This window comes from Rhodoferax sp. WC2427, from assembly GCF_040822085.1.
Lineage (GTDB): Bacteria > Pseudomonadota > Gammaproteobacteria > Burkholderiales > Burkholderiaceae_C > Rhodoferax_B.
Map to the genome: position 1 here is coordinate 1,220,967 of NZ_CP162006.1, position 23,943 is coordinate 1,244,909.

Sequence of the window (23,943 nt, forward strand, 5' to 3'; positions counted from 1 at the left end):
AAAAGAGCTGCTTGTACTTATGCGGTGGGCGTGGGCAGCGGGTTTTATCTAAATTGCGGATCTACACCATCCGGGCAACGTATTCTCCCAGCGCCAAACAGCTGGTCAGCCCCGGCGATTCAATCCCGAACAAATTCACCAAGCCCGGCACGCCGTGCACTGCCGGGCCCTGGATGAGGAAGTCTTTGGCCGCTTCATGCGGCGCCTGGATTTTGGGGCGGATGCCCGCGTAGCCGGGTTGCAGCGCGCCGTCTGGCAGGCCGGGCCAGTATTTGCGCACCTCGGCGTAGAAGGCATCGCCGCGGGCCGGGTCTACCACCAGGTCGTCTGGGTCGTCGACCCACTGCACGTCGGGGCCAAACTTGGCCTGGCCGCCCAGGTCTAGCGTGAGGTGCACGCCCAGCCCGGCGGTCTGCGGGGCGGGGTAGATGAGGTGCGTAAACGGCGCCCGCCCGCTCAGGGTGAAGTAGTTGCCTTTGGCGAAGTAGGGCGTGGGCACAAAGCGCGCATCCAGCCCGGCGCAGCGGCGGGCCAGGGCGGGGGCCTGCAGTCCGGCGGCGTTGACCACGCTGCGGGCTTGCAGTCGGGTGCCGTCATTTGCTTCCAAAATAATAGCTTCTTGCGCTGATTCCATAAGCGCTAGAGGGCTATTGAGTGCCAAAATTCCGCCTGCGTGCTCCAGGTCGCCCAGCAGCGCCAGCATCAGCGCGTGGCTGTCGACGATGCCGGTGCTGGGCGACAGCAGCGCGCCGGTGCATTCCAGCTGCGGCTCCAGCGCCCGGGCGCTAGCGCGGTCCAGCAGGAGCAGGTCGTCCACGCCGTTGGCGGTGGCCTGGGCGCGGATGTTTTCCAGCTTCGCAAGCTGCCCGGCATCGGTGGCCACGATGAGCTTGCCGCAGCGCTGGTGGCCAATGCCGCGCTCGGCGCAGTAGGCGTACAGCAGCTGCTTGCCGCGCACGCACAGCTGCGCCTTGAGCGAGCCGGGGGCGTAGTAAATACCGGCGTGGACGACTTCGCTGTTGCGCGCGCTGGTGCCGGTGCCGATGGCCTCGGCGGCTTCCAGCACCAGCACCTCGCGGCCTTGCAAGGCCAGCGCCCGCGCGACGGCCAGGCCGACGACGCCTGCACCAATAACGACCGCATCAACCTTGTCCATGGAGCGTGTCCCGTTGTGCCAAACCAGGGAAAAGCCTGAGCCAAAGCACGGCCACGATGAGCGTGCCAATGCCGCCCAGCACCACCGAGCCCACCGGCCCCAGCAACGCGGCGGTGGCCCCGGATTCAAATTCGCCCAACTGGTTGGACGCGCCAATAAACACCGAGTTGACGGCGCTGACCCGGCCGCGCATTTCGTTGGGCGTTTCCAGTTGCACCAGGCTTTGCCGCACCACCACGCTGACCATGTCGGCCCCACCCGAAATTCCCAGCGCCGCCAGCGACAGCACCAGGCTGGTGGACGCGCCAAACACCACCATGCAGACACCGTACACCGCCACCGCCAACAGCAGGGTGCGGCCCACTTTGCGCTGCAGCGGCCAGCGCGCCAGCACGATGGACATCGCCAACGCCCCCACGGCCGGGGAGGCGCGCAGCAGGCCCAGGCCCCAGGGCCCTGTGTGCAAGATGTCTTTGGCAAACATCGGCAGCAAGGCCGTGGCGCCGCCCAGCAACACCGCAAACAGGTCCAGCGAGACGGCGCCCAGAATGGTTTTCTTCTCCCAGATGAAGTGCACTCCGGCCAGCACGCTGCGGATGGTCATGGGTTCGCGCGGTGGCGGTACGTGGTCGTAGCGCAGGCCCGACAGCAGCACCACACTCACGCCGAACAGCAGTACGCCCGTGCCATACACCGCGCTGGCCCCGGCCAGAAAGATGGCCCCGCCCAGCGCCGGGCCGCCGATGGTGGCCGCCTGCATGCCCGCTGCACTCATGGCCATGGCGCGTGGCAGCAGGGCCGGTGGCACCAGCAGCGGCGTCAGGGCCTGCTGTGCCGGCATCTGGAAGGCACGCGCCGCACCCAGCACCAGCGACACGGTCAGCAGCCATTCGCGGCTCACCCACTGTTCGTGCGTGACCCACAGCAGGGTCAGCGCCACCAGCGCCTGCAGGGCCACGCAGGTGGCCACAATGCGCCCGCGGTGCACCCGGTCGGCCACATGCCCGGCCACCAGCGACAGCAGCAGGGCGGGCAGGAACTGCAGCAGCCCCACCAGGCCCAGGTCCCAGGCGCTGCCGGTCAGGTCGTACATTTGCCAACCCACAGCCAGCATCAGGATCTGGCTGCCCAGGGTCCCGAAGACCCGCGCAATCCACAGGCGGAGAAAAGCGCGGTGCGCAAAAAGAGAGTCCAAGGGGGTCTTTTCGGTAGGTGGAGAAAGGGCAGGGCGATCCATCATAAGGGTGCATCCAGTAGCAACGCAGGTAACGGTTGGTTACGATACTGGAGGGGCATTTTTCCCTCGGAGGTACAAGCATGGCAAAAGCGGCTCCCCATTCAGTCAGCGCGTCGGCGCGAAAGTTCCTGCACCTGGCTATTCGCAAGCTGTTTGCCTCTGCGCCCCGGCCCCTGCGGTTTGCGGTGTACCGCTCGTTTGTGGATTGCGACGCCGCACCCGACCCGAAGCTGGTGCTGAAAATCGCCGAAACCCGCGAGGAACTGGAGGCCTGCTTTGGCCTGCTGCACGACGCCTACGTGAACGCGGGCTTCATGCAGGCCGACCCCAGCGGCATGCGGGTCACGCTCTACCACGCGCTGCCCACCACCACCACCCTGTGCGCCAAGATCGACGGCCAGGTGGTCGGCACCATTTCATTGATCCGCGAAAGCGTGTTTGGCTTTCCGCTGCAGGCGATCTTTGACCTGAACACCGTGCGCGAGGTGGGCGGCAACATTGCCGAGGTGTCGGCGCTGGCGGTGCACCCGGACTTTCGCAAGACCGGTGGGGCCATCCTGTTCCCGCTGATGAAGTTCATGTTCACCTACTGCGCCACCTTTTTCGATACCCGGCACCTGGTGATTGCGGTGAACCCCAACCGGATCGAAATGTACGAGTCGCTGCTGTTCTTCGAGCGCCTGCGCGCCACCCCGGTGGACAGCTACGACTTTGCCAACGGTGCCCCTGCTGTCGGGGCCAGTCTGGACCTGCATGCAGCGCCGCAGCAGTTCAAGACTATCTACGGACGCAAGCCCCAGCGTAAAAATCTGCATGCCTATTTCATGGAGCTGGTGTTGCCCAACATCGTGCTGCCCAACCGCCGCTACTTCACCACCAACGACCCGGTGATGACCCCTTTGCTGCTGGAATATTTTTTCAACGTGAAGACCCAGGGCTTCGCGCAATTGGACCCGCGCAAAAAAGCGCTGTTGCACACCATCTACAACCTGCCCGAATACCAAAGCGTGTTGCCTGCGATGGCGTCTGCCGCCACAGAAGCGCATCCGCTGCGCGCCCATCCGCGCTATTCGCTCAAATGCCCGGCCGAGCTGCAGTTGGAACGCTCGGAGGGGTCCGAGATCCATACGCTGGATGTCATTGAAATCTCCAACGGTGGTTTTCAGGCGCACTGCGCGAGTGCACTGCCCGCGCAGCTGTGGGGGGCTGCGTGTGTGCATCTGGGGCAGGGCGAAAAATCCACCGTGCGGGCGATGGTGGTGCGCGCCAAAGACGGCTTCTACGGCTTCAAGATCGACGCACCCGACGCCGCCTGGTTGCGCTGCGTGCTGGCGCTGGAATCCGGCACCACCCACGCCCACGTCGCCATGCCCGCGGTCGTTTGATTTGCTATATATTTAATAGCTTCTTGCGCTGATGGAGTAAGCACAAGAGGCATATTTTGTTGAAAAATTCTCAGGGGCTGCTCAGTGCAGGTAATCCCCATCGGGCGCGCCGGACGACACATTGAAGAAGCTGGTACCGGTAGTGCCCCGGCCAATTTCTTCTTCGGTCGCTTCGCGCACACCAGCCACGCCCAGTTTCAGGCGCAGCGCCATCCCGGCCAGCGGGTGGTTGCCGTCCAGCACCACATGCTCGGGGTAGATTTCAGACACGATGTACAAGCCATCGCGGGGCACCTCAGGGCTGATACCTTCGGGCAGGGCGTTGCCATCAAAACTCATGCCTTCTTCCAGCACATCGGGGAACAGGCTGCGCGCTTCCAGAAAGATCAATTGGTCGTTGAAATCGCCAAAGGCCTCCTCCGGCTCCAGCTGCAGCTCCAGCACATCGCCGACCTGGTGGCCCTGCAATTCGTCTTCCACCTTCTTGAGCAGATCGCCGCCGCCCACCAGAAGTTCTACCGGCTCGTCGAGCACATCGAGTTCCACGCCCAGGGTGTCCTTGAGCGTCCAGGTCAGAGCGACCACACATTGTTGGGTAATTTCCATAGGAGAATTGTCGCAGTTTAGGCAACGGCCTTCATGACACACCCAAGGATATCTGTGGACACCACCCAAACTTTGCCGCTGCTGGGCGGACTCAGCCCGCAGCAATTCATGCGCGACTACTGGCAAAAGAAGCCTTTGCTGATCCGCCAGGCTATTCCCCACTTTCAGGCCCTGCTGGACCGCAGTGCGCTGCTGGCCCTGGCCGAGCAGGACGAGGTCGAATCGCGCCTGGTCACCCAGACCGATACCGGCTGGAAGATGAAAAACGGCCCTTTGTCGCGCCGCGCCCTGCCGCCCCTGAAAACCCCCGGCTGGACTTTGCTGGTGCAGGGCGTGGACACCCACGCCGCCACGGTGCACGAACTGCTGCAGCAGTTTCGCTTCGTACCCGACGCGCGGCTGGACGACGTGATGGTGAGCTTTGCCACCGATGGCGGCGGCGTTGGCCCGCACTTTGACAGCTACGACGTGTTTTTGCTGCAGGCCCACGGCCAGCGCCGCTGGCGCATCGGTCGGCAAAAAGACCTGACCCTGGTGGACGGCGCACCGCTGAAAATCCTGGCCAACTTTGTGCCCGAGCAAGAATTTGTATTGGAGCCTGGCGACATGCTCTACCTGCCACCCCGTTACGCCCACGATGGCGTGGCGGTGGGCGAGTGCATGACCTATTCGGTCGGTTTCCGTGCGCCCAAGCGCGCCGAACTGGTCCGCGAACTCATGCAGCGCATGGCCGAAGAGGCCGAGGATGCCGTCGGCGAAGCCTTGTACAGCGACCCCGACCAGCCTGCCACCGACACCCCGGGTGCCATTCCGGCCGCCTTGCAGGATTTTGCGCAGACCGCGCTGCAAGAGATGCTGGACGACCCCGTGGCCCTGCAATGCGCCTTGGGCGAGGTGCTCACCGAGCCCAAGGCCCAGGTCTGGTTTGAGGCCAACGAACCGTCGGAACCGCTGGGTGCCGTCACGCTGGACCCGCGCAGCCGCATGTTCTATGACGCGCAGCACATCTTCATCAATGGCGAAAGCTTTCGGGCCGCCGGGCGCGATGCCACCCTGATGCGCCGCCTGGCCGATGCGCGCACACTGGGGGCCAAAGAACTGGCCCGCGCCAGCGCCGACGCCCGCTCCCTGGTGCTGTCGTGGTGCGCCAATGGCTGGGTGCACTCCCACTGAAAGGTTTTGCCATGGACGATTTGCTGCCCGCCGCCGATGCGCCCCAACACCCCAGCGGCCGCTTTTTGGGCCGGGTGGCGTTCCAGCAGGTGGTGCGCGATGCCCTGGCCTGCGCGGCGCACGAGGGCTGGCACGAGATCGTCATCAGCGACCCGACTTTTGAGGACTGGCCGTTGGGTGAGCGCGAAGTTTGCACATCGTTACAAAATTGGGCACGGCGAGGCCGACAGTTCACCATGCTGGCCGTGTCCTTCGATGCCGTCGTGCGCCGCCACCCCCGTTTTGTGGCCTGGCGCACCACCTGGTCGCACCTGATCGACTGCCGCGCGTGCCGCAGCGCCGACCCGCAAGATCTGCCCAGCGCCCTGCATAGCCCGGTCTGGACCCTGCGCCGCCTGGACCTGGAGCACAGCAGCGGCGTGTGCGGCGATGACGCCCAGCAGCGCGTTCTGCTGCAGCAGGCACAGGGCGAATGGCTGCGCAAAAGCAGCCCGGCGTTCCCATCCACAACCCTGGGCTTGTAGCATCCATGTTGTATTTACGAGTAAGGGTTTTTCGGCATTGCAGAAGAAGAAGCTTATAATTGAAGGCTGAGTTGAAAGAGCTCGAGTGCTTTCTCTCGGTCACATACACGTAAAGTTATGCTGACGATTTCCGGAAATTGTTTCTACTCCCTATCTCTTTAAGGAATTTTCTAATGAACAAATCGCTTGTACTCGCGGCTCTGATGGCTGCTGTTGTTTTGGCTGCTTGCGGCAAAAAAGAAGAACCAGTTGCTGCACCCGCACCTGCTGTTGAAGCACCTGCTGCTGCTCCAGTTGTTGCCGCTGAAGCTGCTGCTTCCGCTGCCACCGACGCTGCTGCTGCTGCTACCAGCGCTGCCGCTGCTGCCGGCACCGCTGTTGAAGCTGCCAAAGACGCTGCATCCGCCGCTGCAAAGTAATTCTTCTTTGCGCCTTGAAAAGCCACCGCAAGGTGGCTTTTTTTATGGGCGCTCGGCAGGCTGTTGGGGTGTGGTGCTTGCATTCAGGACTTCGCCCACCAACTACCAAGACTAAGCTATGGGCCGGTGCCCTGAGACGATGGAGAAACGTGTGGCTGATTTTGTAACGAGCATGGTGCGGTTCCTGGTGCGCGCGATCGTATTGGCGATGGGCCTGGTGTTTGCCGCGAGTCTGTTGTTGGTGGTGGTGGCTCTGGCCCTGCTGTGGGGGGCGCGCGCGCTGTTGGCCAAAGTTACCGGCCAGCCAATGGCCCCCTGGGTCATGCGGGTCAACCCCAGCGCAGGCTGGAGCCGGGCTTCCCAAGCCGCCAGCCGCTGGCAACCCGCCGCCAGACAACCCAAAGGCCGTGGCGCCGCCGCTGGCCGCGACTTGGTCGATGTGACCGATGTGCAGGTGAAGGAGCTCTGAGCAGCGTTGTATCGCACTGGAGCCGACCGATCTGTCCGCTTGGGACGATGGCTCGACATAGGGCCGGAACCCAAGCCATGGCTTAAGGTGCTGCGTCGCCTGTTAAGACTAAATGTGAAAAATGTTTCCTTGATGCAGGGCGAAGATCTAGGAACTGAGAGTCGGATTTTTTTACACTTCGAGTGAGCGAAATCCTCTTTGTTTTCGTAAGTCTTTGATTTTTATGAAAAACTAAAGATGGCACACACATTGCTTTTAGTCTCCTATCAAGTCGCTTGTTTGTTCAATTAAGGAGTTCACATGAAATACGCATTTAAAGCCGCTATCGTTTCCGCAGCCGTTGCTGTTGCTGGTTTTTCCCTGCCAGCCGTAGCTGCACCAACACCAGTATTCACCGTTGACACAGGTTTGTTCGGGTACGTCACCCCTGACTTCTCGTCGAACTTCATCAATGGTTCGGCATCCACTCTGGTTAAGTTGAATGCCAACCAGATCAATCAAACTGGCGTTGGCTACACCCAGTTCACTTCTTTCCAAGGCGTCGGCGCAGCTGACTCGGGCTTGGCTCTCGGTAACAGCCAAGGTTACGCGATGTGGGCTGAGTTCACCTACACGCTTGCTCTGGCTTCCGGCACCTATGCAGCTCCTAACAGCACGTACACCGTTACTGCTTTGAGCTTCAATCTGTATGGTGAGACGAGCAACGGTGTGGCAAACAACAGCGTCTTTACTGCAGCGGACAATACAAACGCTGCGAGCGGCACCGTTGTCCATTCCGCAGATACGGTATTGCTGGGTTCTGGTGTTTCGGTGCAAGGTGTTTCGTCGCTCAATGCACTGGCTGGGACTTCTTTGAACGCCACGATGAATTTCGCACTGACTGCTGCTGGCAAGACCTTCTTTATTGATCCAGTTCCTTTCTACGACTTGGCATTCAGCAGCTTCACCAACACAACCAACGGTTTTGTTGTGAACACTGCAACTGGTCAGGCCGCAATCAACAATGCTTCTGGTGGTGTTGACTTCAACCGTGTACCAGAACCCACCAGCGTTGCCCTGTTGGGCCTGGGCCTGGTGGCTTTGGCTGCATCGCGTCGCCGTCGCAACGCAAAATAATTTGAACCGTAAGGTTCTCATTCAAAAAGGGGCTTCGGCCCCTTTTTTTATTGTTTTCTAAAGCTTTGTACAACTGCTGCCGTAAACTGGTGTGCGCAACTTATTGCTGCGGGTTACACCTCAATTTATGGAGCTTTACGTGGGTCTACAAACATCGCTCAATCGGTTGGCAAGCACGAATATTACTGGTCACCATCACCCTGTATCCACAGTTCATAAACCGACCTCAACGCAAGAAGTTCAAAAGCTTGTACTTGAGTCGCGCCAAACTAAAGTTCCGCTTTATCCCATATCATGCGGTTTAAATTGGGGGTATGGATCGGCTTCCCCTGTTGTGCCTGGTTGTTCATTGGTTGATCTGGGAGCCATGAACCGAATTCTTAATGCGGAAAAAATATCTGTTTCAAACCCCGTTGCAGTTATTGAACCTGGTGTTACCCAGGGTCAGTTATATGATTTTCTGCAAAAAAAATGTCCAGAGCTTACTTTTAATGTAACGGGTTCGGCGCGAAATACGAGCCTGATCGGAAATGCATTAGATCGCGGTGTTGGCTATTTTGGGCCGCGTAAGGATGATTTATTTGGTTTGGAAGTCGTATGTGGATCCGGTCAAATTATAAAAACCGGATTTCGAAGATTGGGTGAAGATTCTCCATTAGCCCATAGCCATCCATTTGGATTGGGCCCTATGCTAGATGGAGTATTCTTCCAAGGGAATTTCGGAATTGTGACGAGTGCATGTTTTCGACTTATGCCACGCCGTCCCAAAGAAGTTGCCGTTTCTCTTGCCCTGCGCGACAGTTCAAATTTGGGGTTATTTATCGATGAATTAGGCCACCTCAAGCGAGAAGGTCTGATGACGTCGGTCACACATATTGCCAATAAGGCACGCAGCCAGGCATCTATGATGTTTGGAATGACAAGTTATTTAGAGAAATACTGCAATTTCAGCCCTGCTGATGCCTTGATTGAAGCTGAAAAGGCACTCCATGTCGTTGCACCGAATGAGTGGACGAGCCTTGGGGCCATCACGGGCAATACGGGTCAAGTAGCAGCGGCAGTCAAAGAAATCAAACAACGCATGAAGCATATGGCCCGGGTCAGTGTGATTACCGATGGCTTATTGGATGTGGGTTACACCGTGATGCATAATCTGCGGTTTTTACCATTTGCGCGTGCTAACGCTGCAGCTATTTCGGCAATTCGACCTTTGCATGCTCTTGCATTGGGCGTTCCCACGGATGTGGCGATTGATAATTTGCTATGGAAGTATGGCCGTACAGATCTTAATGCTACCCAGTTGGACCAATCAAACTGTGGCTTGATTTTTATCAGCCCTGCTTTGCCTCCAGATGGAAAAATTGTGGTGCGTTTGATTGAGGGAATGGAAAAAGTGGCAGCACAATATGGTCATATATTGTATATGACGGTAAATATTGAAACGGCCACTTCTTTTGTTGCCATCATTAACCTCTTGTTTGACCGCAGCCAAGCTGCGCAGGTGGATAATGCGCATCGGTGCTCTGATGCATTATTAAGTTATATCCATAGCCAAGGCCTGGAAATTTACAGAGCCCGTGCGGATGTGATGGAAAATATCGTTTCAAGAGATGAGTCCTATTGGGGGGTGATTCGATCTCTTAAGTCTGTTTTTGATCCGGATAATATAATTTCACCTGGCCGTTATAATATAAAATAATGTAACTTTATGGATGAATCCTGGCGCGGATAAATATTGTATGGTTGATGTTTTGATGGTCTGCACTGCGAATGTTTGCAGGTCTCCCATGGCCCAAATAGTGGCTACGCAAATGGCAAAGCGGAATGGACTGTCAAAGCAGTTTCATTTTGAGTCTGCCGGTACCCACGCAAGCCAAAGTAAGATGCGGATGGATAGCCGTGCCGTAACGGCATTGGAACGCAGGGGTTATCCGGTGAGCGCCATACGTTCGCGGCCTGTAGAGCCCAAAGACTTCAAACGCTTTGATCTCATTTTGGCCATGGACCTCGCCAATTACAGCGAACTGCAACGCATGTGTCCGCCCGAATTCCAGCAGAAACTGAAAATGTTTCTTTCCGCATGCAAGGGAGTTGGCACCGATGAAGTACCTGACCCTTATTACGGCAATAGCGAGGGATTTGAGCGGGTGCTGGACCTATGCGAAGCGGGAGTACAAGCCCTGTTGGGCAACCCTATGGGTTAGCCAAAGGGTTTGATTGCAACAGACCACTTCAAGCTTGGTAGTAATCGCGGTACCAGGCGACAAAGTTGCCGATACCCGTCTGGATGCTGGTGCCAGGTACAAAACCTACCCAATCCTGCAGCGCATCCGTGTTGGCATAGGTGGCTGGCACATCGCCGTCTTGTAGCGGGAGCAGCCGCTTTTCTGCTTTTTTCCCCAGCGCATCTTCGATACAGCCTACGAAATCAAGCAAGGGAACCGGATTGTTGTTGCCGATGTTGAAGACGCGGTAGGGCGCGTTGCTGGTCGCAGGGTCAGCGGTAGCCGAGTCGTATGCCGCATCAGGCTCGGCTACACGGTCCAGCACACGAATGACACCTTCTACGATGTCGTCCACATAGGTGAAGTCCCGCTGCATATTGCCGTAGTTGTAGACATCGATAGGACGGCCGTCCATGATGGCTTTGGTAAACAGGAATAAGGCCATGTCGGGCCGTCCCCATGGACCGTAGACCGTGAAAAACCGCAGGCCCGTGGTGGGCAGGTTGTACAGATGGCTGTAGGTGTGGGCCATCAGCTCGTTGGCTTTTTTGGTGGCTGCGTACAGGCTGACCGGATGGTCCACGCTGTCATGCTCAGAGAACGGCATTTTGGTATTGCCGCCGTACACGCTGGAGCTGGATGCGTACACCAGATGCTGGACCTTGTTGTGGCGGCAGCCTTCCAGCACGTTGACAAAGCCAATCAAATTGCTATCGACGTAGGCATGCGGGTTTTGCAGCGAATAGCGCACCCCTGCCTGGGCGGCCAGGTGGATCACCCGGTCAAATTTTTCTGCGGCAAATAGAGATTCCATGCCACCGCGGTCGCCCACGTCGAGCTGCACGAACTTGAAATTCGCATGCGATGTCAGACGTTTGAGACGGTTGTGTTTCAGGTTGACATCGTAGTAATCGTTCAGATTGTCTAACCCCACCACTTGATCGCCACGTGCCAACAGCTTTAATGACGCCGTCATGCCAATGAAGCCCGCAGCCCCCGTCACCAAAATCTTCATGACTATCCTTTGTCTGTTGCAATATCCTGTCGATCTTAACTGGCTTGCCGCATGCGGCAGCGATTCCATGGCACCTAAAAAAGGAGAAAGCACCCCATGTGGCACAAGATACTGTTAAGTGCGGTAACACTCTATGCAGGCATGGCTTGGGGTGGCGTAGATGTCAATACGGCCGATGTGGCCGCGCTGGATGGAATTCGGGGGATTGGCCCGAGCATGTCGCGCAAAATACTGCTTGAGCGCGAGCACGCCAAGTTCAAAAACTGGGCAGATTTGCTCCAACGGGTACCGGGTATCAAGCGGAAAATTGCTGAGAAATTTTCAGCCCAGGGCCTCACGGTCGACGGGGAAAGTTTCACCGATCCTTCCAAAGTGCCACTCTGAAAAGCGATGCGGCACCTAAATGCACCTACTGGCCACTAAGCAGGCAAACGTGCCGCTGGCGCCCACGGAACAAGCGCAAGAAGCTACTGAAACTATAGCAAGTGGCCACCCGGGCCGCAGCGCCTTCAGGCCCGGTCCAGATCGCGGATCAGGCTCACTACCTTGGTGGTGATGATGTCAATGGCGGGCCCGTTGGCGCCGTGCGGCAAGATAACATCGGCGCGGCGCTTGGTCGGCTCGATGAACTGCTTGTGCATGGGGCGCACGGTTTCCAGGTACTGGGTGATCACGCTTTCGGCACTGCGACCGCGCTCGGCCATGTCGCGCTGCAGGCGGCGGATGAAGCGCACATCGGCGGCGGTATCTACAAAAATCTTCAGCGACATCATCTTGCGCAAATCGGCATCAAACAGCGCAAACAGGCCCTCAATGACTATGACCGGCGCGGGCTGCACGGTGATGGTTTTGCTGGCGCGGTTGTCCTGCGTGAAGTCGTAGGTGGGCATCTCGATCGCCTCGCCGCTGCGCAGCGCCTGTACATGCTGCACCATCAGCGGCCAGTCAAACGCGTCGGGGTGGTCGTAGTTGGTTTTGCGCCGATCTTCCGGCGACATGTGCGTTTGGTCGCAGTAGTAGTCGTCTTGGATCAGCACCGCGGTCATCTCCGGCCCGATCGACGCCAGCACCTGGCGCGTCACCGTCGACTTGCCGCTGCCACTGCCGCCTGCCACGCCGATCACGAAAGGTTTGTGAGGGGCTTTGTTCATGGGGTCTCCCTATCCAGCAGGCAAAGGCTGCGAGTTTACAAGCCCGCCATTTCCCGCCGGGGGCGAACGCAGGCGTATATTGGTGCGATGCAAGCCCACCCCAATGTCCACCACCGCAGCGATTTGGTTCGCATTGCCATCCAGGCCATGTCTGAGCGCGGCCTGATGCCCGAATTCTCGCCCGCTGTAGATCGCCAGTTGGCCGGCATTACGGCCACCGGCGACAGCGCAGATCCTGCCGTGCATGACCTCACCGCCTTGCTGTGGTGCTCCATCGACAACGACGACTCGCTGGACCTGGACCAGCTCACCGTGTCTGAAGCCATGCCCAATGGCAGCGTGCGCCTGTGGGTGGCCATTGCCGATGTGGATGCCCTGGTGCCGCGCGACAGCCCCATTGACCAGCACGCCAGCACCAACACCACCTCGGTCTACACCTCGGCGCGCATCTTCCCCATGCTGCCCGAGCGCCTGTCGACCGACCTGACCTCGCTCAACCCCCAGCAGGACCGCCTGGCCATGGTGACCGAGATGGTGTTCCACGCCGACGCCTCGCTGGCCGGCTCCACTGTTTACCGGGCCAAGGTGCGCAACCAGGCCAAGCTGGCCTATGACGCCGTCAGCGCCTGGCTGACCGGCCAGGGCGCATTGCCTGCTGCGGCCGCCGCCGTGCCGGGCATGGACGCGCAACTGCGCACGCAAGATTCTTTGGCCCAGCAACTGCGGGCCCGACGCCACGCGGCCGGTGCGCTGGAGTTTGAATCCTTTCAGCCGCGCGTCGTGTTCGATGGCGAGCGGGTGTCCGACATCCACCTGCAAGAGCACAACCGTGCCCGCCAGCTGATTGAAGAAGTCATGATTGCCACCAACACCTGCACTGCGCGCTATCTATTGGGGCAGGGCATCGCCTCGATGCGCCGCGTGGTGCGCTCGCCCGAGCGCTGGTTGCGTATCGTGGCCGTGGCCAAGGAATATGGCGCGGTGTTGCCGCCCGACCCCAACTCCAAGGCGCTGGAGGACTTTCTGGCCAAGCGGCGCCGGGCCGACCCGCTGCGTTTTGCCGACCTGTCGCTGGTCATCGTCAAGCTCATGGGGCGGGGCGAATACGTGCTCGAAACCCCGGGTAGCCTGGCCGTGGGGCACTTTGGGCTGGCGGTGACGGACTACACCCACTCCACCGCGCCCAACCGGCGCTTCCCCGACCTCATCACCGCGCGGCTGCTCAAGGCCGCTCTGGCCCAACAGCCCGCACCGTATTCCAGCGCCGAGCTGGACGCGCTGGCCACCCACTGCACCCGCCAGGAAGATGCGGCGCAAAAGGTGGAGCGCCAGATGCGCAAGTCCGAGGCAGCGTTGCTGCTGGAGTCACGGATTGGCCAGCGCTTTGACGCCATCGTCACCGGCAACGCCGCCGATGGCATGTGGGTACGCCTGCTGAACCCGCCTGCCGAGGGCAAGCTGCTCCGAGGTTTAAGTGCGCTCAAGGTGGGAGACAAAGTGCGCGTCAAACTCTTGTCCACCAATGTCGAGCGCGGCTTTATTGACTTTGAAGCCGCCCCGTAAGGCGGGGCACTGACTGAGCGTCTCTAGGCGCTATACGGCGGGCTTTTGCTCAGGCCTGCCACACCCCAAAGCCCGCCGAGCGCAGGTCGATACCAACCTCGATCTCCTTGTCCACCGCGTCTTGGTAGGTGAGGGGGTTGAAGGCTTCGTACAGGTCTGGCAGCAGCCGTAAACCGTAGCGCTGCACATACCGATTCGCCTGGATGCCCGCCTTGTGCTTGTCAAAGCGCACATCCGGGTCCAGCCCCGTCATGCCCACATACACACAGAGCTTGCCCTCCACATAGCCCGGATTGCCCTTGCGAAAGCGCGGCTCCAGCAGCACGTCTTTGGAGAGCTCGACCACGTAGACGTGGTGGTGTTTGCGGCGGGGCATGGGGGGAGGCGTACGATTGGATAGGTGCTTAGCGCTCGTGGAATGGGCGTGAGCAGCTATAAAAACCGTAGTAATCCGAAATTGCCGCGCCGGTCACTTCTTCGCGTGGGCTCGGATATGGCTGCGCAGCGCCGATGAAATCGCCTGCACTTGTTCTCTGGGTAGCCGCACTGGCTCGTTCTCTACAAACTTGCTCAAGGCTTTGGGCTCCAGCACCCAGGCACCAGCGGCCTTCATGTCGAAGGGCTCGATAAACCAGCCTGGGAACACCACCACCGGCTGTACATGCACCACCATCTGGCTTTCTGCCAAGAAGCTTTTTAACCAACTCGCCTGGGCTTTGGCTTGCACGATGGGGTCGCGGTCCAAGGCTTTGCCGTTGGCGTGCACCACGTTGCCGACCACCGAAATCTTGCAAGGGCCACGGTGGGGTTTGGACAAGGTCTTGGTTTCGATGGTGAAAATGCCAGCAGGCCCCACTAGCACATGGTCCACATTGGCATCCCCATTGGGTATGTCATGGAAGACAAAGTAGTTGGCCGATCGGAACCACTCCAGATACTGGGCCACCGCACGTTCCCCATCCCGGCCCAGTTTCAGGCGACGCACTTGCTTGCGGCTGCGCCAGATTTTTACGGTGGCGTAAAGGATAGTCAGGAGAGCAGCTGCGCTGTAGATGTAGGGATTGGGCTTCAGGTCTTGGAAATACCGGAACCACTCCATACACGCAAAAATCACCATAAAGACCGCAAGAAAGAGTGGTGCCATCACCTGGTCATACACAAAACTATCCAGCTCTTCGGTGAGGGACTGGCCCGCGACCCGTAGCGGTGCGGCGCGGTCCAGCGGCGAGCGTTCTTTGTTTTTGTCCATGCTGGTTTCTTTATGAAAAATAGGCCACCAGCGCCGATGGTAACGGCACAAGCAGCTATGAAACTAGTAGCGTTCTCTCCCTACCGTGCAGCCAACATTTGAAGCCGCGTTTTGCACTTGGGAAAGTTGCTGCACCCCCAAAACGCCGCGCCGCCTTTGCTGGGCGTGCGCTCCAGCATCTTCACGCCGCAACTGGCGCAGGTGGGTTTCCAGTATTCGCCCTCGTGGGCAACGGCCAGCAGGGCTTGCTGTTGCTCGGGCGTGCGCTTGGCGATCATGGCCAGCAGGGCGGGGCCGTCCATGGCGGCGATGCCATTGGCGGCGGCGAACTGCTGGGCATCTTCGGTGTAGGTGGACGTGGTGGCGTAGATGCCACGCTGCAGCTTGTTTGATGCCATCACGCCGAAGAACTCGCGGATTTCCTTCACGCCCACGGGCTTGCCTTGCCAGTGCTTGCACTGCACCACGGCGACCGGTTTGTCCGTGCCAGCCGTGTGCAGCCAGATGTCCACGCCGCCGTCTGCTCCGTGCGACTGCGCGCGGGTGGTGTATCCGGCCTGGGCAAACAGGGCTTCACACACCGCTTCGAATCTGCGCCACTCGATGGCGGCGAACACGGCGGGGCTCCAGGCGCTGGCGGGTGTGGGGCTGGATGCGGGTGGAGTGGGTTCCGCGATGGGTGCCAGCGTTGGTTCTACTAGCTTTAGCCGCCCGCGCGATTTGGCGGGCGATGGCGTGTGTGCCACGCCTTCCGTCGAATCACCTGTTTTAACTGTCATCCGTTTGACGATGGCGTATGCGCCGAGTAGCAGCACACCTATGCCCAATGCCAGCCAGGCGGGCGTGCGCAGTGCACTGGCAACTGTTTTCAGGATAGAGGAACTGGCAAACAACGGCGGGACGAGCAGCATGGCCGCACCGAGGACGATGGCTTGCAGGCCCTTTTGCTTCAGGATTTGGATGCCCTGTTTTTGTTGTCGGCTGTTGCGCTGTCTGGCCATAGCGTTCCGGGTTGATTTTTGCAAAGAGCCTCATGGCTTGCGAAAGGTTGTACGCACAACCCACAGAAACGCACGTGGATCACGCTGCATAAACGGATTCCCGGCTGCGGTTGATGCTGGCCAGTACGAAAGGGTTGCGTATAGCCCCTGGCTCTACCAGATCTACGCCACGCCCCAACAGCTTCTCTAGATCGGCCTTGGCACCAAAGAAGGCATCTAGTCCCACTGGCATATCCGTGTCGAACTCCACCAAAAAGTCGGCATCGCTACTGCTGACATCAAAGTCGTCCCTCCGCGCCGCCGAGCCGAATACGTCCAGCCGCTGGATGCGGTAGTGCTGGCAAATAGCCGAGGTACCGGGGCGGTGTTGGGCGATGGCGGGGTGCATGGTTTGGAGTTTAGTGGGGTGGATAGCTTATGCGTCAAACGGGCTGCTTGTGCTTGTGGAATGGGCGCAAGTAGCTACAGAAAGAGTAGCAAGGGTAAAAAGTGCCAATGCAAGACTTGATCCCGTGCCCTGCGTGCCCTGAGCTTCAATGATCGTTTGCAGATAATTCCGTGCGCTTAGGAGTTATTGCGGAAACCGATTCGTAGCAGTTGTTGCATATATTTTGCTTAATATATGCCAAATGACGCGTATCTACGGGTTTTTTGCAGTTTGGGCAAGAAAAAGCCTCGCCAACGCTCAATTGAAATTTTTGAAGAAAAGCATCAGGTAGAGATATTCTGCGAATTTGCCTTATATCATCTTGCACAGATAGAGAGTCTAATGAGTTGTGGCTGAGTGCAGTGCGCGTAATATTTAGGTGATTGTAGCAACCGTAGTCTATCGAATATACATTAAATGTTTCGCCAGGTATATCTCGGTGCGAGTAACCCTTTTTTCTTAGGTGTAATACGCGGAAATCAATTAAACTCAGAATGTGAGGATTTGAAGAGTGTTTTTCAGAAAGCATGAAGTGACTAGATTGTTTTTTCGTCACAATTTCTTCAACTAAAGATTGCAGAAGTATTTTTTCTGTTGCGTGTTCATCAATTTGTTTTTTCTTATCAGTTTCATACCATCCGGAAGTTGCAGATCGGACATTTTTTACAGAGATGTGTTTGCCGGCTGATGATTTAAACTGATCGTATGAGTGAATAAATAAATTAATGAAATCTCGAGGTATCCCTGCACTAGCTATGCATAATTCACCGAGAGCCTTGTTTGTTAAAAATACATTTATAAATGTATTTGATGATTTGTTGCTGGTTTTTATAACTGATGCGACGACATTTGAATCTATGACGGAAAGATGTTTATGTAGGAGGTCATTGAAAAAATCCCTCGTCTTGGCTTTGTCTAGTTCAAATATATATCTATTGTCAAGTTGATATCCAAAGATGTCTCCACCATCCTCAAGGCCGTAGAATTTTTCACTGGTTTTATGTCCTAAATCGGTCCGATTTGGAATTGCTGCAATTTTGAAGCTAAATTTCCCAGAAATGAAAACTCTCTTTAATAACTCTGCAAGGTGTTTTTGAACCTCTGCAGGTATTTCTGACCATTCGTCGATAAGGCAAATTAGGCGATTTAATTGTAGCCACTCAATCAGTGCCTGTAATGACGTGGATATTTCTTGAATGCTTACATATCGCAAGTCTGATTTTGTTTCTACTTTTTTTCCTGATAATGTTTTTCCTGCTGACACTTCGGGACTAGATGTTATTTTGACTTTGAGTTCACTACCTGTATTGTTTTCTTCGGTGATTGCTATGCTGCCCAGTCGTTTAAGTGATCGACCTGATAATTCGAGATTAATTGCATTTAAGTGATTTTGTATTTCTAAATTATCACTCTTATCTCTATGGCTGAGTGTCTCGGGGAAAATTTGATCTCGACCAAATATTAGGCGAACATTTATTGATAATGCATCAATCATCGATTGAACGATGCCTTGAAATATTAGGGAGGCTGTTTCTTCCGGGGAAGTAGATGCGTTGTTTGTTAGTGGGAGAATTGAACGGGCATCAATGTAGATGCCAAGTTTTCTTTCTACTTCAAAATTCGAATTTATTTTTTCTTGTAATGCTTTTAATAAATGTGTTTTCCCTGAGCCTCTTCTTCCGTATATGGCTTGATTATTGATGTTGTTAATGCTATCTAGGGACTCGTCGCCTACATAAAGTTCTAGATAGTTGGATGTACTTATGTTTTCCGCACGAATCACGTTGGCTAGTGTTCCGATTAAAATCTTTACTTGCTTGTCTCTAATATTCATTTGGTGGTTCTATCTGTAATTGATGGATATTTTTTAAACTACTTCCCCCAACTATCCTTCAACCCCACAGCCAAGTTAAACACCATCTTCCCCGCCTGGTGGTCCACCCGGTCTGCCACAAAGTAGCCGTGCCGCTCAAACTGGAACTTGTCGTCCGCCTTGGCCGCCGCCAGTGACGGCTCCACGATGGCTTGCACGACTTTCAGGCTGTTGGGGTTCAGGCTTTCGATGAAGTCTTTGCCGCCTGCGTCGGGCTGGGCGTCGACGAATAGGCGGTCGTACATGCGGACCTCTGCGGGCAGGCCGTCGGCTACGCTGACCCAGGTGATCACACCCTTGACCTTGACGCTGTCGGCGCCGGGGGTGCCGCTCTTGGTGTCGGGGATGAGTTCGGCGTGCACTTCGGTGACACGGCCGTCGGCATCTTTGACGGCGCCGGTGCAGGTGATGACGTGGCCGTATTTGAGGCGCACCTTGTTGCCGGGGAACAACCTAAAGAAGCCCTTGGGTGGGGTTTCCTCGTAGTCGCCGCGTTCGATCCACACCTCTTTGCCGATCTGGAAGCTGCGCTTGCCCAGCTCGGGCAGGTGGGGGTGTACCGGGGCGCTGCAGGCATCGAGCACACCAGCGCCCATCACCGCGTCCCAGTTGGTAAGCACCAACTTGACGGGGTCGAGCACGGCCATGGCGCGGGGGGCGCTGTGGTCCAGCGTTTCGCGCAGGCAGCCTTCCAGGGTGCTGTAGTCGATCCAGCTGTCGCTCTTGGTGACGCCAATGCGTTCGGCAAACAAGTGGATGGCCTCGGGGGTGTAGCCACGGCGGCGCAGGCCCACGATGGTGGGCATGCGGGGGTCGTCCCAGCCGCTGACCTTGTGGTCGTACACCAGCTGGGCCAGCTTGCGTTTGCTGGTGACCACGTAGGTGAGGTTGAGGCGGGCAAATTCGTACTGGCGGGGGGGCGGGCTGGCCAGCAGGCCGCCTTCGCACAAGCGGGCCAGCAGCCAGTCGTAGAAGGGGCGCTGGTCTTCAAATTCCAGGGTGCAGATGCTGTGGGTGATTTGCTCCAGCGCGTCTTCGATGGGGTGGGCAAAGGTGTACATCGGGTAGATGCACCATTTGTCGCCCGTGCGGTGGTGGGTGGCGCGGCGGATGCGGTAGATGGCGGGGTCGCGCAGGTTGATGTTGGGGCTGGCCATGTCAATCTTGGCGCGTAGCACCATGGAGCCGTCTTCGTGCAGGCCGTCGCGCATTTCGCGCAGGCGGGCCAGGTTTTCGTCGGGGGTGCGGGTGCGGAAGGGGCTGTCGGTGCCGGGCTTGCCGAAGTCGCCGCGGTTGATGCGCATTTGCTCCACGGTTTGCTCGTCTACGTAGGCGTGGCCTGCGGTGACCAAATATTCGGCGGCGCGGTACATGAAGTCGAAGTAGCTGCTGGCTTCAAAGGGGGGCGCATCGGGCGCGCCATTCCAGTCAAAGCCCAGCCATTTCACGGTGTCGATGATGGCCTTGACGTATTCCTCGTCTTCTTTTTCGGGGTTGGTGTCGTCAAAACGCAGGTGGCACACGCCGCCGTAGTCGCGCGCCAGGCCGAAGTTGAGGCAGATGCTTTTGGCGTGGCCTACGTGCAGGTAGCCGTTGGGCTCGGGCGGGAAACGGGTGCGGATCTTGGCCGGGTCGGGCTGGCCGGTGGCCTGGTGCGCGGCATCGCCAGGGCTGCCAGCCCATTTGCGCTGGGCGTAGGTGCCTGCGGCCAGATCGGATTCAATGATCTGGCGCAGAAAATTGCTGGGTTTGGGGGTGTCGACCGGGGCAGCGGCGGGGGCTTTGGAGGGGGGGAGTGCGCTCATACCCTGATTTTAGGTTGCGCAAGGCCCCGTTACGTTTGGCAACTCTTCTGTTTACAGGCTTGTCCACCGGATTGGTTGTACGGCGTTAACAGAAGTACGGGGCTATTTGCTCCCCCATTGAAATAAGGAGATCGGTATGCAGTTCCAACGTTCATTATTTGCCGCTGTGTTGGCCGTCAGCGCCCTGGGTGCTGCCAGCGTGGCGCAAGCGCGCAGCGATGTGTCGTGGTCGATTGGTATCGGCGTACCGGGGGTGCAGGTGTATGGTGCGCCCCAGCCGGTGTATGTGCAACCCGCGCCGGTGTACTACCAGCCGCCTCCGCAGGTGGTGTATCGGCCTGCGCCGGTGTATGTGCGGCCCGAGCCCGTGTACTACCAGCAGCCGCAACCGGTGGTGTACCAGCGCCCGCCCGTCTATGTGCAGCCGCAGGTGGTGTACGCGCCACCCCGTTGGGGCCACCACAAGCACCACCGCGACTGGGATGAAGGCCGCGGCAACGACTGGCGCCGTTAAATTGTAGGTAAAAGTGCCTCTGGCGCTTATGGTATGGGCGTGACTAGCTACTGAATGTGTAGCAAATCACGCCCCTACTTTTAACCCTCTTTGCCCATCACCAGATCGGGCAGGATAGTCACGATCTGCGGGAAGATGGTGATGATGGCAATGCACACCACCAGGCAGCCAAAGAACGGCAGGGCGGCCCGGGCCACGGTGTTGCTGTCTTTGCCGGTCATGTTTTGCAGCACAAACAGGTTAAAGCCCACCGGCGGCGTGACCTCGGCAATCTCCACCAGCAAGATGATGAAGATGCCAAACCAGATCAAGTCAAACCCGGCCGCCTGGATCATCGGCAGCACCACCGCGCTGGTGAGCACGATCATGCTGATGCCGTCCAGTGCCGTGCCCAGCACCAGGTAGACGCCCACCAGCGCCGCGATCAGCGCGTAGGGCGACAAATGCATGGCCATCACCCACTCGGCCAGCGCACGGGGCACGCCGGTAAAAGCCATGGTTTTGGTCAAAAATGCGGCCCCGGCCAGGATGAACATGATCATGCAACTGGTGCGCGTCGCGCCCATCAGGCCTTCCCAGAAGTTGCTCCAGGTCAGCGCCCGGCCCGCCGCGGCAATCGCCAGCGACCCGGCCACGCCGTAGGCCGCGCACTCGGTGGCCGTGGCGTAGCCGGCTACCAGCACCCACATGATGAAGATGATCAGGCCCGCGCAGGGAATCAGCTTGCGGCTTTTGCGCAGCTTGTCGGCCCAGCTGCTGGGCGGGTCGGCGGCGGGCACCTGGTCGGAGTGGCGGATGGACCACCAGGCGATGTAGCCCATGAACAGTGCCATCAGCACGAACGACGGCAAAAACCCGGCCAAAAAGATGCGGATGATGGATGCATCGGCCGCCACCGCGTACACCACCATGGTGATGGACGGCGGTATCAAAATGCCCAGCGTGCCGCCGGTGGCCAGCGCGCCCAGGGTCAGGTTTTCGTTGTATCCGCGCTTGTTGAGTTCGGGCAGGGCCACCTTGGCAATGGTGGCGCAGGTGGCCGCCGACGAGCCGCTGACCGAGCCAAAAATGCCGCAGCCCAAAATGGTGGTGTGCACCAGCCGCCCCGGTATGCGGTTCAGCCAGGGGCGCAGGCCCTCGAACATTTCTTCGCTGAGCTTGGTGCGAAACAGGATTTCGCCCATCCAGATGAACAGCGGCAGCGCCGCCAGCTCCCAGCTCGCGTTGCTTTCCCAAAACGCCGAAAACAGGTTTTTGCCTGGCGCGGTGTTGGTAAAAAACGCCTGGCCGATCCAGCCGCAGATGGCCAGCGTCATGGCAATCCACACCCCGCCCGCCAGCAGCACCAGCATCACCGCGAGCAGCAGCCCGCCAATCCATAAAATTTCCATGGGGGCCTTACACGTCAGAAGAAAAGTCGCCGCGGGCGTGGCGCTCTTGCACCAGCCGCACAAAAGTGGGCACGCCGCCGCGCAGCACGATGATGAATTCGTCCACCACCGCCACCAGCAGCAAGACCGAGCCAAAGGCAAAGCTCAGCTGCGGAATCCACATCGGCAGGGGCAGCAGGCCCTGGGCCAAATCGTTGAACTCCCAGCTTTCGTAGGTGAACTGCACCGCCGACCAGGCCAGGTAGGCGGTCGACACGCAGCCTATGGCCAGCGACACCAGCTCCAGCGCCCGCCGGGTGGGGGCATTGACCTTTTCCAGCAGCAGCGTCACGCGCACAAAGTCGCCGTGCTTGAAGGCATGGGCCATGGCAAAAAATGCCGCCGCCGCGCAAAACCACGACACCACATCGTTCACCGCGCCGGTGCGCAGGCCCAGCGTGCGCATCACGCTCTGGCCCAGCATCAGCACCGCGATCAGGGCCACGAACACCGCCCCGACCGCGCCGGAGGCATCAAACAACCTGTCCAGAAAACGGCGCATGGCTTAGGGCTTGGCCACGTTGTAGGCCTTCAGGATGGTCTCGCCATCGGCCCCGGCTTTCTTTTGCCAGTCGGCCAACATGATGCCGCCGAGCTGGCGCATGTCGGCCATCAGCTTGGGGCTGGGCGGCATGATCTTCATGCCCTTGTCGGTCAGGGCTTTTTTGTACCACTCGGTTTTTTCCTGGCTGGTTTTCCAGCCGCGCAGCTCGGCCGCAGCGGCAGCCTGGGTTACGGCGGCCTGGGTGGCGGGGTCCAGGGCTTCAAAGGACTTTTTGTTCACGAACACCGCATTTTTGGGCAACCAGGCCTGGGTGTCATAGAAGTACTTGGTGCTCTCGTAGGTCTTGCTATCAAAGCCGGTGGACACCGAGCTGATGTAGCTCTCCACCACCCCGGTGGCCAGGGCCTGCGACAGCTCTGCGGCCTGGATGGTCACCGGAATGGCGCCCACCAGCTCGGCAATCTTGCCCGTGGCCGGGCTGTAGGCGCGCCACTTGATGCCGCGCAAATCGGCCACGGAGTTGATCTCTTTCTTGGTGAAAATGCCCTGCGGTGGCCACGGCACGGCGTACAACAGCTTCATGCCCTGCTTGCCCAGCACAGCGTCCAGCACCGGCTTTTGCGCGTCGTACAGGCGCTTGGATTCGGCATACGAGCTGGCCAGAAACGGCACGCCGTCCAGGCCGTAGATGGGGCTTTCGTTCTCGAAGTTGGCCAGGATGATCTCGCCCGCCTGGGCCTGGCCGCCTTGCACCGCGCGCTTGATTTCGTTGGCCTTGAACAGCGAGCCGTTGGCGTGCACGGTGATCTTCAGCTTGCCCGCCGTGGCCTTGTCCACGTCGTTGGCAAACTGGGTGATGTTTTCGGTGTGGAAGTTGCTGGCCGGGTAGCCCGAAGGCAGGTCCCATTTGGTTTGGGCGGCAGCGCCTACGCTGGCAAGGGCCAAGGCGGCAAGCGCCAAAACGGGTTTTAAGTGCATAGAAACTCCATGAGAACGACAGATTGAAACTACGGTAGACAACGCAAACTGCGTGCCATTCTGGTGGTCCACCCTGTAATCGACAACCTCTTTCATGCAACTTCTAGAAAGCGCCACTTTGC

The 23,943-nt window shown here is 58.3% G+C and carries 25 protein-coding genes; 11 read left to right on the plus strand and 14 right to left on the minus strand.

All coding sequences use genetic code 11. The features are described from left to right. Positions 1-61: 61 nt before the first annotated feature. A complete protein-coding gene (locus tag AB3G31_RS05865; RefSeq protein WP_367849260.1) occupies positions 62-1,156 on the minus strand; it encodes an NAD(P)/FAD-dependent oxidoreductase in 1,095 nt (364 codons plus the stop codon). Next, positions 1,143-2,351 carry an MFS transporter gene (locus AB3G31_RS05870; RefSeq protein WP_367849261.1) on the minus strand — a complete coding sequence of 403 codons (1,209 nt, stop codon included), beginning with the start codon at positions 2,349-2,351 and terminating at the stop codon, positions 1,143-1,145. The genes AB3G31_RS05865 and AB3G31_RS05870 overlap by 14 nt, the downstream gene beginning before the upstream one ends. A 122-nt stretch (positions 2,352-2,473) precedes the next feature. Between AB3G31_RS05870 and AB3G31_RS05875 the strand changes: the two genes are divergently transcribed. After that, on the plus strand, positions 2,474-3,778 hold the full coding sequence (locus AB3G31_RS05875; RefSeq protein WP_367849262.1) for a GNAT family N-acetyltransferase: 1,305 nt from the start codon (positions 2,474-2,476) through the stop codon (positions 3,776-3,778). Positions 3,779-3,859: 81 nt separating this feature from the next. On the opposite strand, the gene AB3G31_RS05880 is transcribed toward AB3G31_RS05875, so the two are convergent. Next, complete coding sequence (locus AB3G31_RS05880; protein ID WP_367849263.1) at positions 3,860-4,384, minus strand: peptidylprolyl isomerase; 525 nt, start codon at positions 4,382-4,384, stop codon at positions 3,860-3,862. Between the two features lie 54 nt (positions 4,385-4,438). On the opposite strand from AB3G31_RS05880, the gene AB3G31_RS05885 reads away from it, so the two are divergent. The 7 genes from AB3G31_RS05885 to AB3G31_RS05915 all read left to right on the plus strand — a co-directional run bounded on the left by AB3G31_RS05885 (position 4,439) and on the right by AB3G31_RS05915 (position 10,289). Further along, a complete protein-coding gene (locus AB3G31_RS05885) occupies positions 4,439-5,557 on the plus strand; it encodes a cupin domain-containing protein (protein WP_367849264.1) in 1,119 nt (372 codons plus the stop codon). An 11-nt stretch (positions 5,558-5,568) separates the two neighbouring features. Then, a complete protein-coding gene (locus tag AB3G31_RS05890) occupies positions 5,569-6,081 on the plus strand; it encodes a hypothetical protein (protein WP_367849265.1) in 513 nt (170 codons plus the stop codon). Between the two features lie 213 nt (positions 6,082-6,294). Further along, entirely contained in the window at positions 6,295-6,615 is a 321-nt protein-coding gene (locus AB3G31_RS05895) for a hypothetical protein (RefSeq protein WP_367849266.1), read from the plus strand. A gap of 36 nt (positions 6,616-6,651) precedes the next feature. Then, positions 6,652-6,969: a hypothetical protein gene (locus tag AB3G31_RS05900; RefSeq protein WP_367849267.1), complete on the plus strand. Its 318-nt coding sequence runs from the start codon at positions 6,652-6,654 to the stop codon at positions 6,967-6,969. 300 nt (positions 6,970-7,269) lie between these two features. Beyond that, the gene (gene pepA / locus AB3G31_RS05905; protein ID WP_367849268.1) at positions 7,270-8,085 is read left to right on the plus strand and encodes a flocculation-associated PEP-CTERM protein PepA; all 816 of its coding nucleotides are present in this window, start codon (positions 7,270-7,272) and stop codon (positions 8,083-8,085) included. A 91-nt stretch (positions 8,086-8,176) separates the two neighbouring features. Continuing rightward, entirely contained in the window at positions 8,177-9,784 is a 1,608-nt protein-coding gene (locus tag AB3G31_RS05910; protein ID WP_367849269.1) for an FAD-binding oxidoreductase, read from the plus strand. A gap of 88 nt (positions 9,785-9,872) precedes the next feature. Then, the gene (locus AB3G31_RS05915; protein WP_367849270.1) at positions 9,873-10,289 is read left to right on the plus strand and encodes a low molecular weight protein-tyrosine-phosphatase; all 417 of its coding nucleotides are present in this window, start codon (positions 9,873-9,875) and stop codon (positions 10,287-10,289) included. A 28-nt stretch (positions 10,290-10,317) separates the two neighbouring features. On the opposite strand, the gene AB3G31_RS05920 is transcribed toward AB3G31_RS05915, so the two are convergent. After that, complete coding sequence (locus AB3G31_RS05920; protein WP_367849271.1) at positions 10,318-11,325, minus strand: NAD-dependent epimerase; 1,008 nt, start codon at positions 11,323-11,325, stop codon at positions 10,318-10,320. Positions 11,326-11,421: 96 nt separating this feature from the next. Between AB3G31_RS05920 and AB3G31_RS05925 the strand changes: the two genes are divergently transcribed. After that, positions 11,422-11,709 (plus strand): ComEA family DNA-binding protein, encoded by a 288-nt coding sequence (locus tag AB3G31_RS05925; RefSeq protein WP_367849272.1) that lies wholly within the window; start codon positions 11,422-11,424, stop codon positions 11,707-11,709. Positions 11,710-11,834: 125 nt separating this feature from the next. Here AB3G31_RS05925 and udk read toward each other — a convergent pair whose 3' ends face one another. Beyond that, complete coding sequence (gene udk, locus AB3G31_RS05930) at positions 11,835-12,476, minus strand: uridine kinase (protein ID WP_367849273.1); 642 nt, start codon at positions 12,474-12,476, stop codon at positions 11,835-11,837. Between the two features lie 87 nt (positions 12,477-12,563). On the opposite strand from udk, the gene AB3G31_RS05935 reads away from it, so the two are divergent. Further along, positions 12,564-14,039: an RNB domain-containing ribonuclease gene (locus tag AB3G31_RS05935; RefSeq protein ID WP_367849274.1), complete on the plus strand. Its 1,476-nt coding sequence runs from the start codon at positions 12,564-12,566 to the stop codon at positions 14,037-14,039. A gap of 49 nt (positions 14,040-14,088) precedes the next feature. On the opposite strand, the gene AB3G31_RS05940 is transcribed toward AB3G31_RS05935, so the two are convergent. From AB3G31_RS05940 to AB3G31_RS05965, 6 genes are all read right to left on the minus strand, one after another. Further along, positions 14,089-14,415 (minus strand): hypothetical protein, encoded by a 327-nt coding sequence (locus tag AB3G31_RS05940; protein WP_367849275.1) that lies wholly within the window; start codon positions 14,413-14,415, stop codon positions 14,089-14,091. A 93-nt stretch (positions 14,416-14,508) separates the two neighbouring features. Further along, positions 14,509-15,288, minus strand: a complete 780-nt coding sequence (locus AB3G31_RS05945; RefSeq protein WP_367849276.1) for a nuclease-related domain-containing protein — start codon at positions 15,286-15,288, stop codon at positions 14,509-14,511. An 80-nt stretch (positions 15,289-15,368) separates the two neighbouring features. Further along, entirely contained in the window at positions 15,369-16,289 is a 921-nt protein-coding gene (locus AB3G31_RS05950; RefSeq protein ID WP_367849277.1) for a restriction endonuclease, read from the minus strand. 79 nt (positions 16,290-16,368) lie between these two features. After that, positions 16,369-16,677: a nucleotidyltransferase family protein gene (locus tag AB3G31_RS05955; RefSeq protein WP_367849278.1), complete on the minus strand. Its 309-nt coding sequence runs from the start codon at positions 16,675-16,677 to the stop codon at positions 16,369-16,371. A gap of 145 nt (positions 16,678-16,822) precedes the next feature. After that, on the minus strand, positions 16,823-18,550 hold the full coding sequence (locus AB3G31_RS05960; protein ID WP_367849279.1) for a hypothetical protein: 1,728 nt from the start codon (positions 18,548-18,550) through the stop codon (positions 16,823-16,825). 38 nt (positions 18,551-18,588) lie between these two features. Then, positions 18,589-20,394: a glutamine--tRNA ligase/YqeY domain fusion protein gene (locus AB3G31_RS05965; protein ID WP_367849280.1), complete on the minus strand. Its 1,806-nt coding sequence runs from the start codon at positions 20,392-20,394 to the stop codon at positions 18,589-18,591. Between the two features lie 136 nt (positions 20,395-20,530). Here AB3G31_RS05965 and AB3G31_RS05970 point away from each other — a divergent pair, with 136 nt between their 5' ends. Further along, on the plus strand, positions 20,531-20,908 hold the full coding sequence (locus AB3G31_RS05970) for a hypothetical protein (protein WP_367849281.1): 378 nt from the start codon (positions 20,531-20,533) through the stop codon (positions 20,906-20,908). 80 nt (positions 20,909-20,988) lie between these two features. Here the strand turns inward: AB3G31_RS05970 and AB3G31_RS05975 are convergent, their stop codons facing one another. Genes AB3G31_RS05975 through AB3G31_RS05985 form a run of 3 tightly spaced genes read right to left on the minus strand, consistent with a single transcriptional unit; the run spans position 20,989 to position 23,821 of the window. Further along, entirely contained in the window at positions 20,989-22,299 is a 1,311-nt protein-coding gene (locus AB3G31_RS05975) for a TRAP transporter large permease (RefSeq protein ID WP_367849282.1), read from the minus strand. Between the two features lie 7 nt (positions 22,300-22,306). Further along, positions 22,307-22,840, minus strand: a complete 534-nt coding sequence (locus AB3G31_RS05980) for a TRAP transporter small permease (RefSeq protein WP_367849283.1) — start codon at positions 22,838-22,840, stop codon at positions 22,307-22,309. A gap of 3 nt (positions 22,841-22,843) precedes the next feature. Then, positions 22,844-23,821, minus strand: coding sequence for a TRAP transporter substrate-binding protein (locus AB3G31_RS05985; RefSeq protein ID WP_367849284.1), 978 nt, complete (start codon positions 23,819-23,821; stop codon positions 22,844-22,846). Positions 23,822-23,943 lie beyond the last annotated feature (122 nt).

Coding starts and splice junctions, on each gene's coding strand:
- AB3G31_RS05865 (WP_367849260.1), bottom strand. CDS start 1,156: ATGGACAAGGTTGATGCGGTCGTTATTGGTGCAGGCGTCGTCGGCCTG.
- AB3G31_RS05875 (WP_367849262.1), top strand. CDS start 2,474: ATGGCAAAAGCGGCTCCCCATTCAGTCAGCGCGTCGGCGCGAAAGTTC.
- AB3G31_RS05880 (WP_367849263.1), bottom strand. CDS start 4,384: ATGGAAATTACCCAACAATGTGTGGTCGCTCTGACCTGGACGCTCAAG.
- AB3G31_RS05890 (WP_367849265.1), top strand. CDS start 5,569: ATGGACGATTTGCTGCCCGCCGCCGATGCGCCCCAACACCCCAGCGGC.
- pepA (WP_367849268.1), top strand. CDS start 7,270: ATGAAATACGCATTTAAAGCCGCTATCGTTTCCGCAGCCGTTGCTGTT.
- AB3G31_RS05915 (WP_367849270.1), top strand. CDS start 9,873: ATGGCCCAAATAGTGGCTACGCAAATGGCAAAGCGGAATGGACTGTCA.
- AB3G31_RS05920 (WP_367849271.1), bottom strand. CDS start 11,325: ATGAAGATTTTGGTGACGGGGGCTGCGGGCTTCATTGGCATGACGGCG.
- AB3G31_RS05925 (WP_367849272.1), top strand. CDS start 11,422: ATGTGGCACAAGATACTGTTAAGTGCGGTAACACTCTATGCAGGCATG.
- udk (WP_367849273.1), bottom strand. CDS start 12,476: ATGAACAAAGCCCCTCACAAACCTTTCGTGATCGGCGTGGCAGGCGGC.
- AB3G31_RS05935 (WP_367849274.1), top strand. CDS start 12,564: ATGCAAGCCCACCCCAATGTCCACCACCGCAGCGATTTGGTTCGCATT.
- AB3G31_RS05940 (WP_367849275.1), bottom strand. CDS start 14,415: ATGCCCCGCCGCAAACACCACCACGTCTACGTGGTCGAGCTCTCCAAA.
- AB3G31_RS05945 (WP_367849276.1), bottom strand. CDS start 15,288: ATGGACAAAAACAAAGAACGCTCGCCGCTGGACCGCGCCGCACCGCTA.
- AB3G31_RS05950 (WP_367849277.1), bottom strand. CDS start 16,289: ATGGCCAGACAGCGCAACAGCCGACAACAAAAACAGGGCATCCAAATC.
- AB3G31_RS05955 (WP_367849278.1), bottom strand. CDS start 16,677: ATGCACCCCGCCATCGCCCAACACCGCCCCGGTACCTCGGCTATTTGC.
- AB3G31_RS05960 (WP_367849279.1), bottom strand. CDS start 18,550: ATGAATATTAGAGACAAGCAAGTAAAGATTTTAATCGGAACACTAGCC.
- AB3G31_RS05965 (WP_367849280.1), bottom strand. CDS start 20,394: ATGAGCGCACTCCCCCCCTCCAAAGCCCCCGCCGCTGCCCCGGTCGAC.
- AB3G31_RS05970 (WP_367849281.1), top strand. CDS start 20,531: ATGCAGTTCCAACGTTCATTATTTGCCGCTGTGTTGGCCGTCAGCGCC.
- AB3G31_RS05975 (WP_367849282.1), bottom strand. CDS start 22,299: ATGGAAATTTTATGGATTGGCGGGCTGCTGCTCGCGGTGATGCTGGTG.
- AB3G31_RS05980 (WP_367849283.1), bottom strand. CDS start 22,840: ATGCGCCGTTTTCTGGACAGGTTGTTTGATGCCTCCGGCGCGGTCGGG.
- AB3G31_RS05985 (WP_367849284.1), bottom strand. CDS start 23,821: ATGCACTTAAAACCCGTTTTGGCGCTTGCCGCCTTGGCCCTTGCCAGC.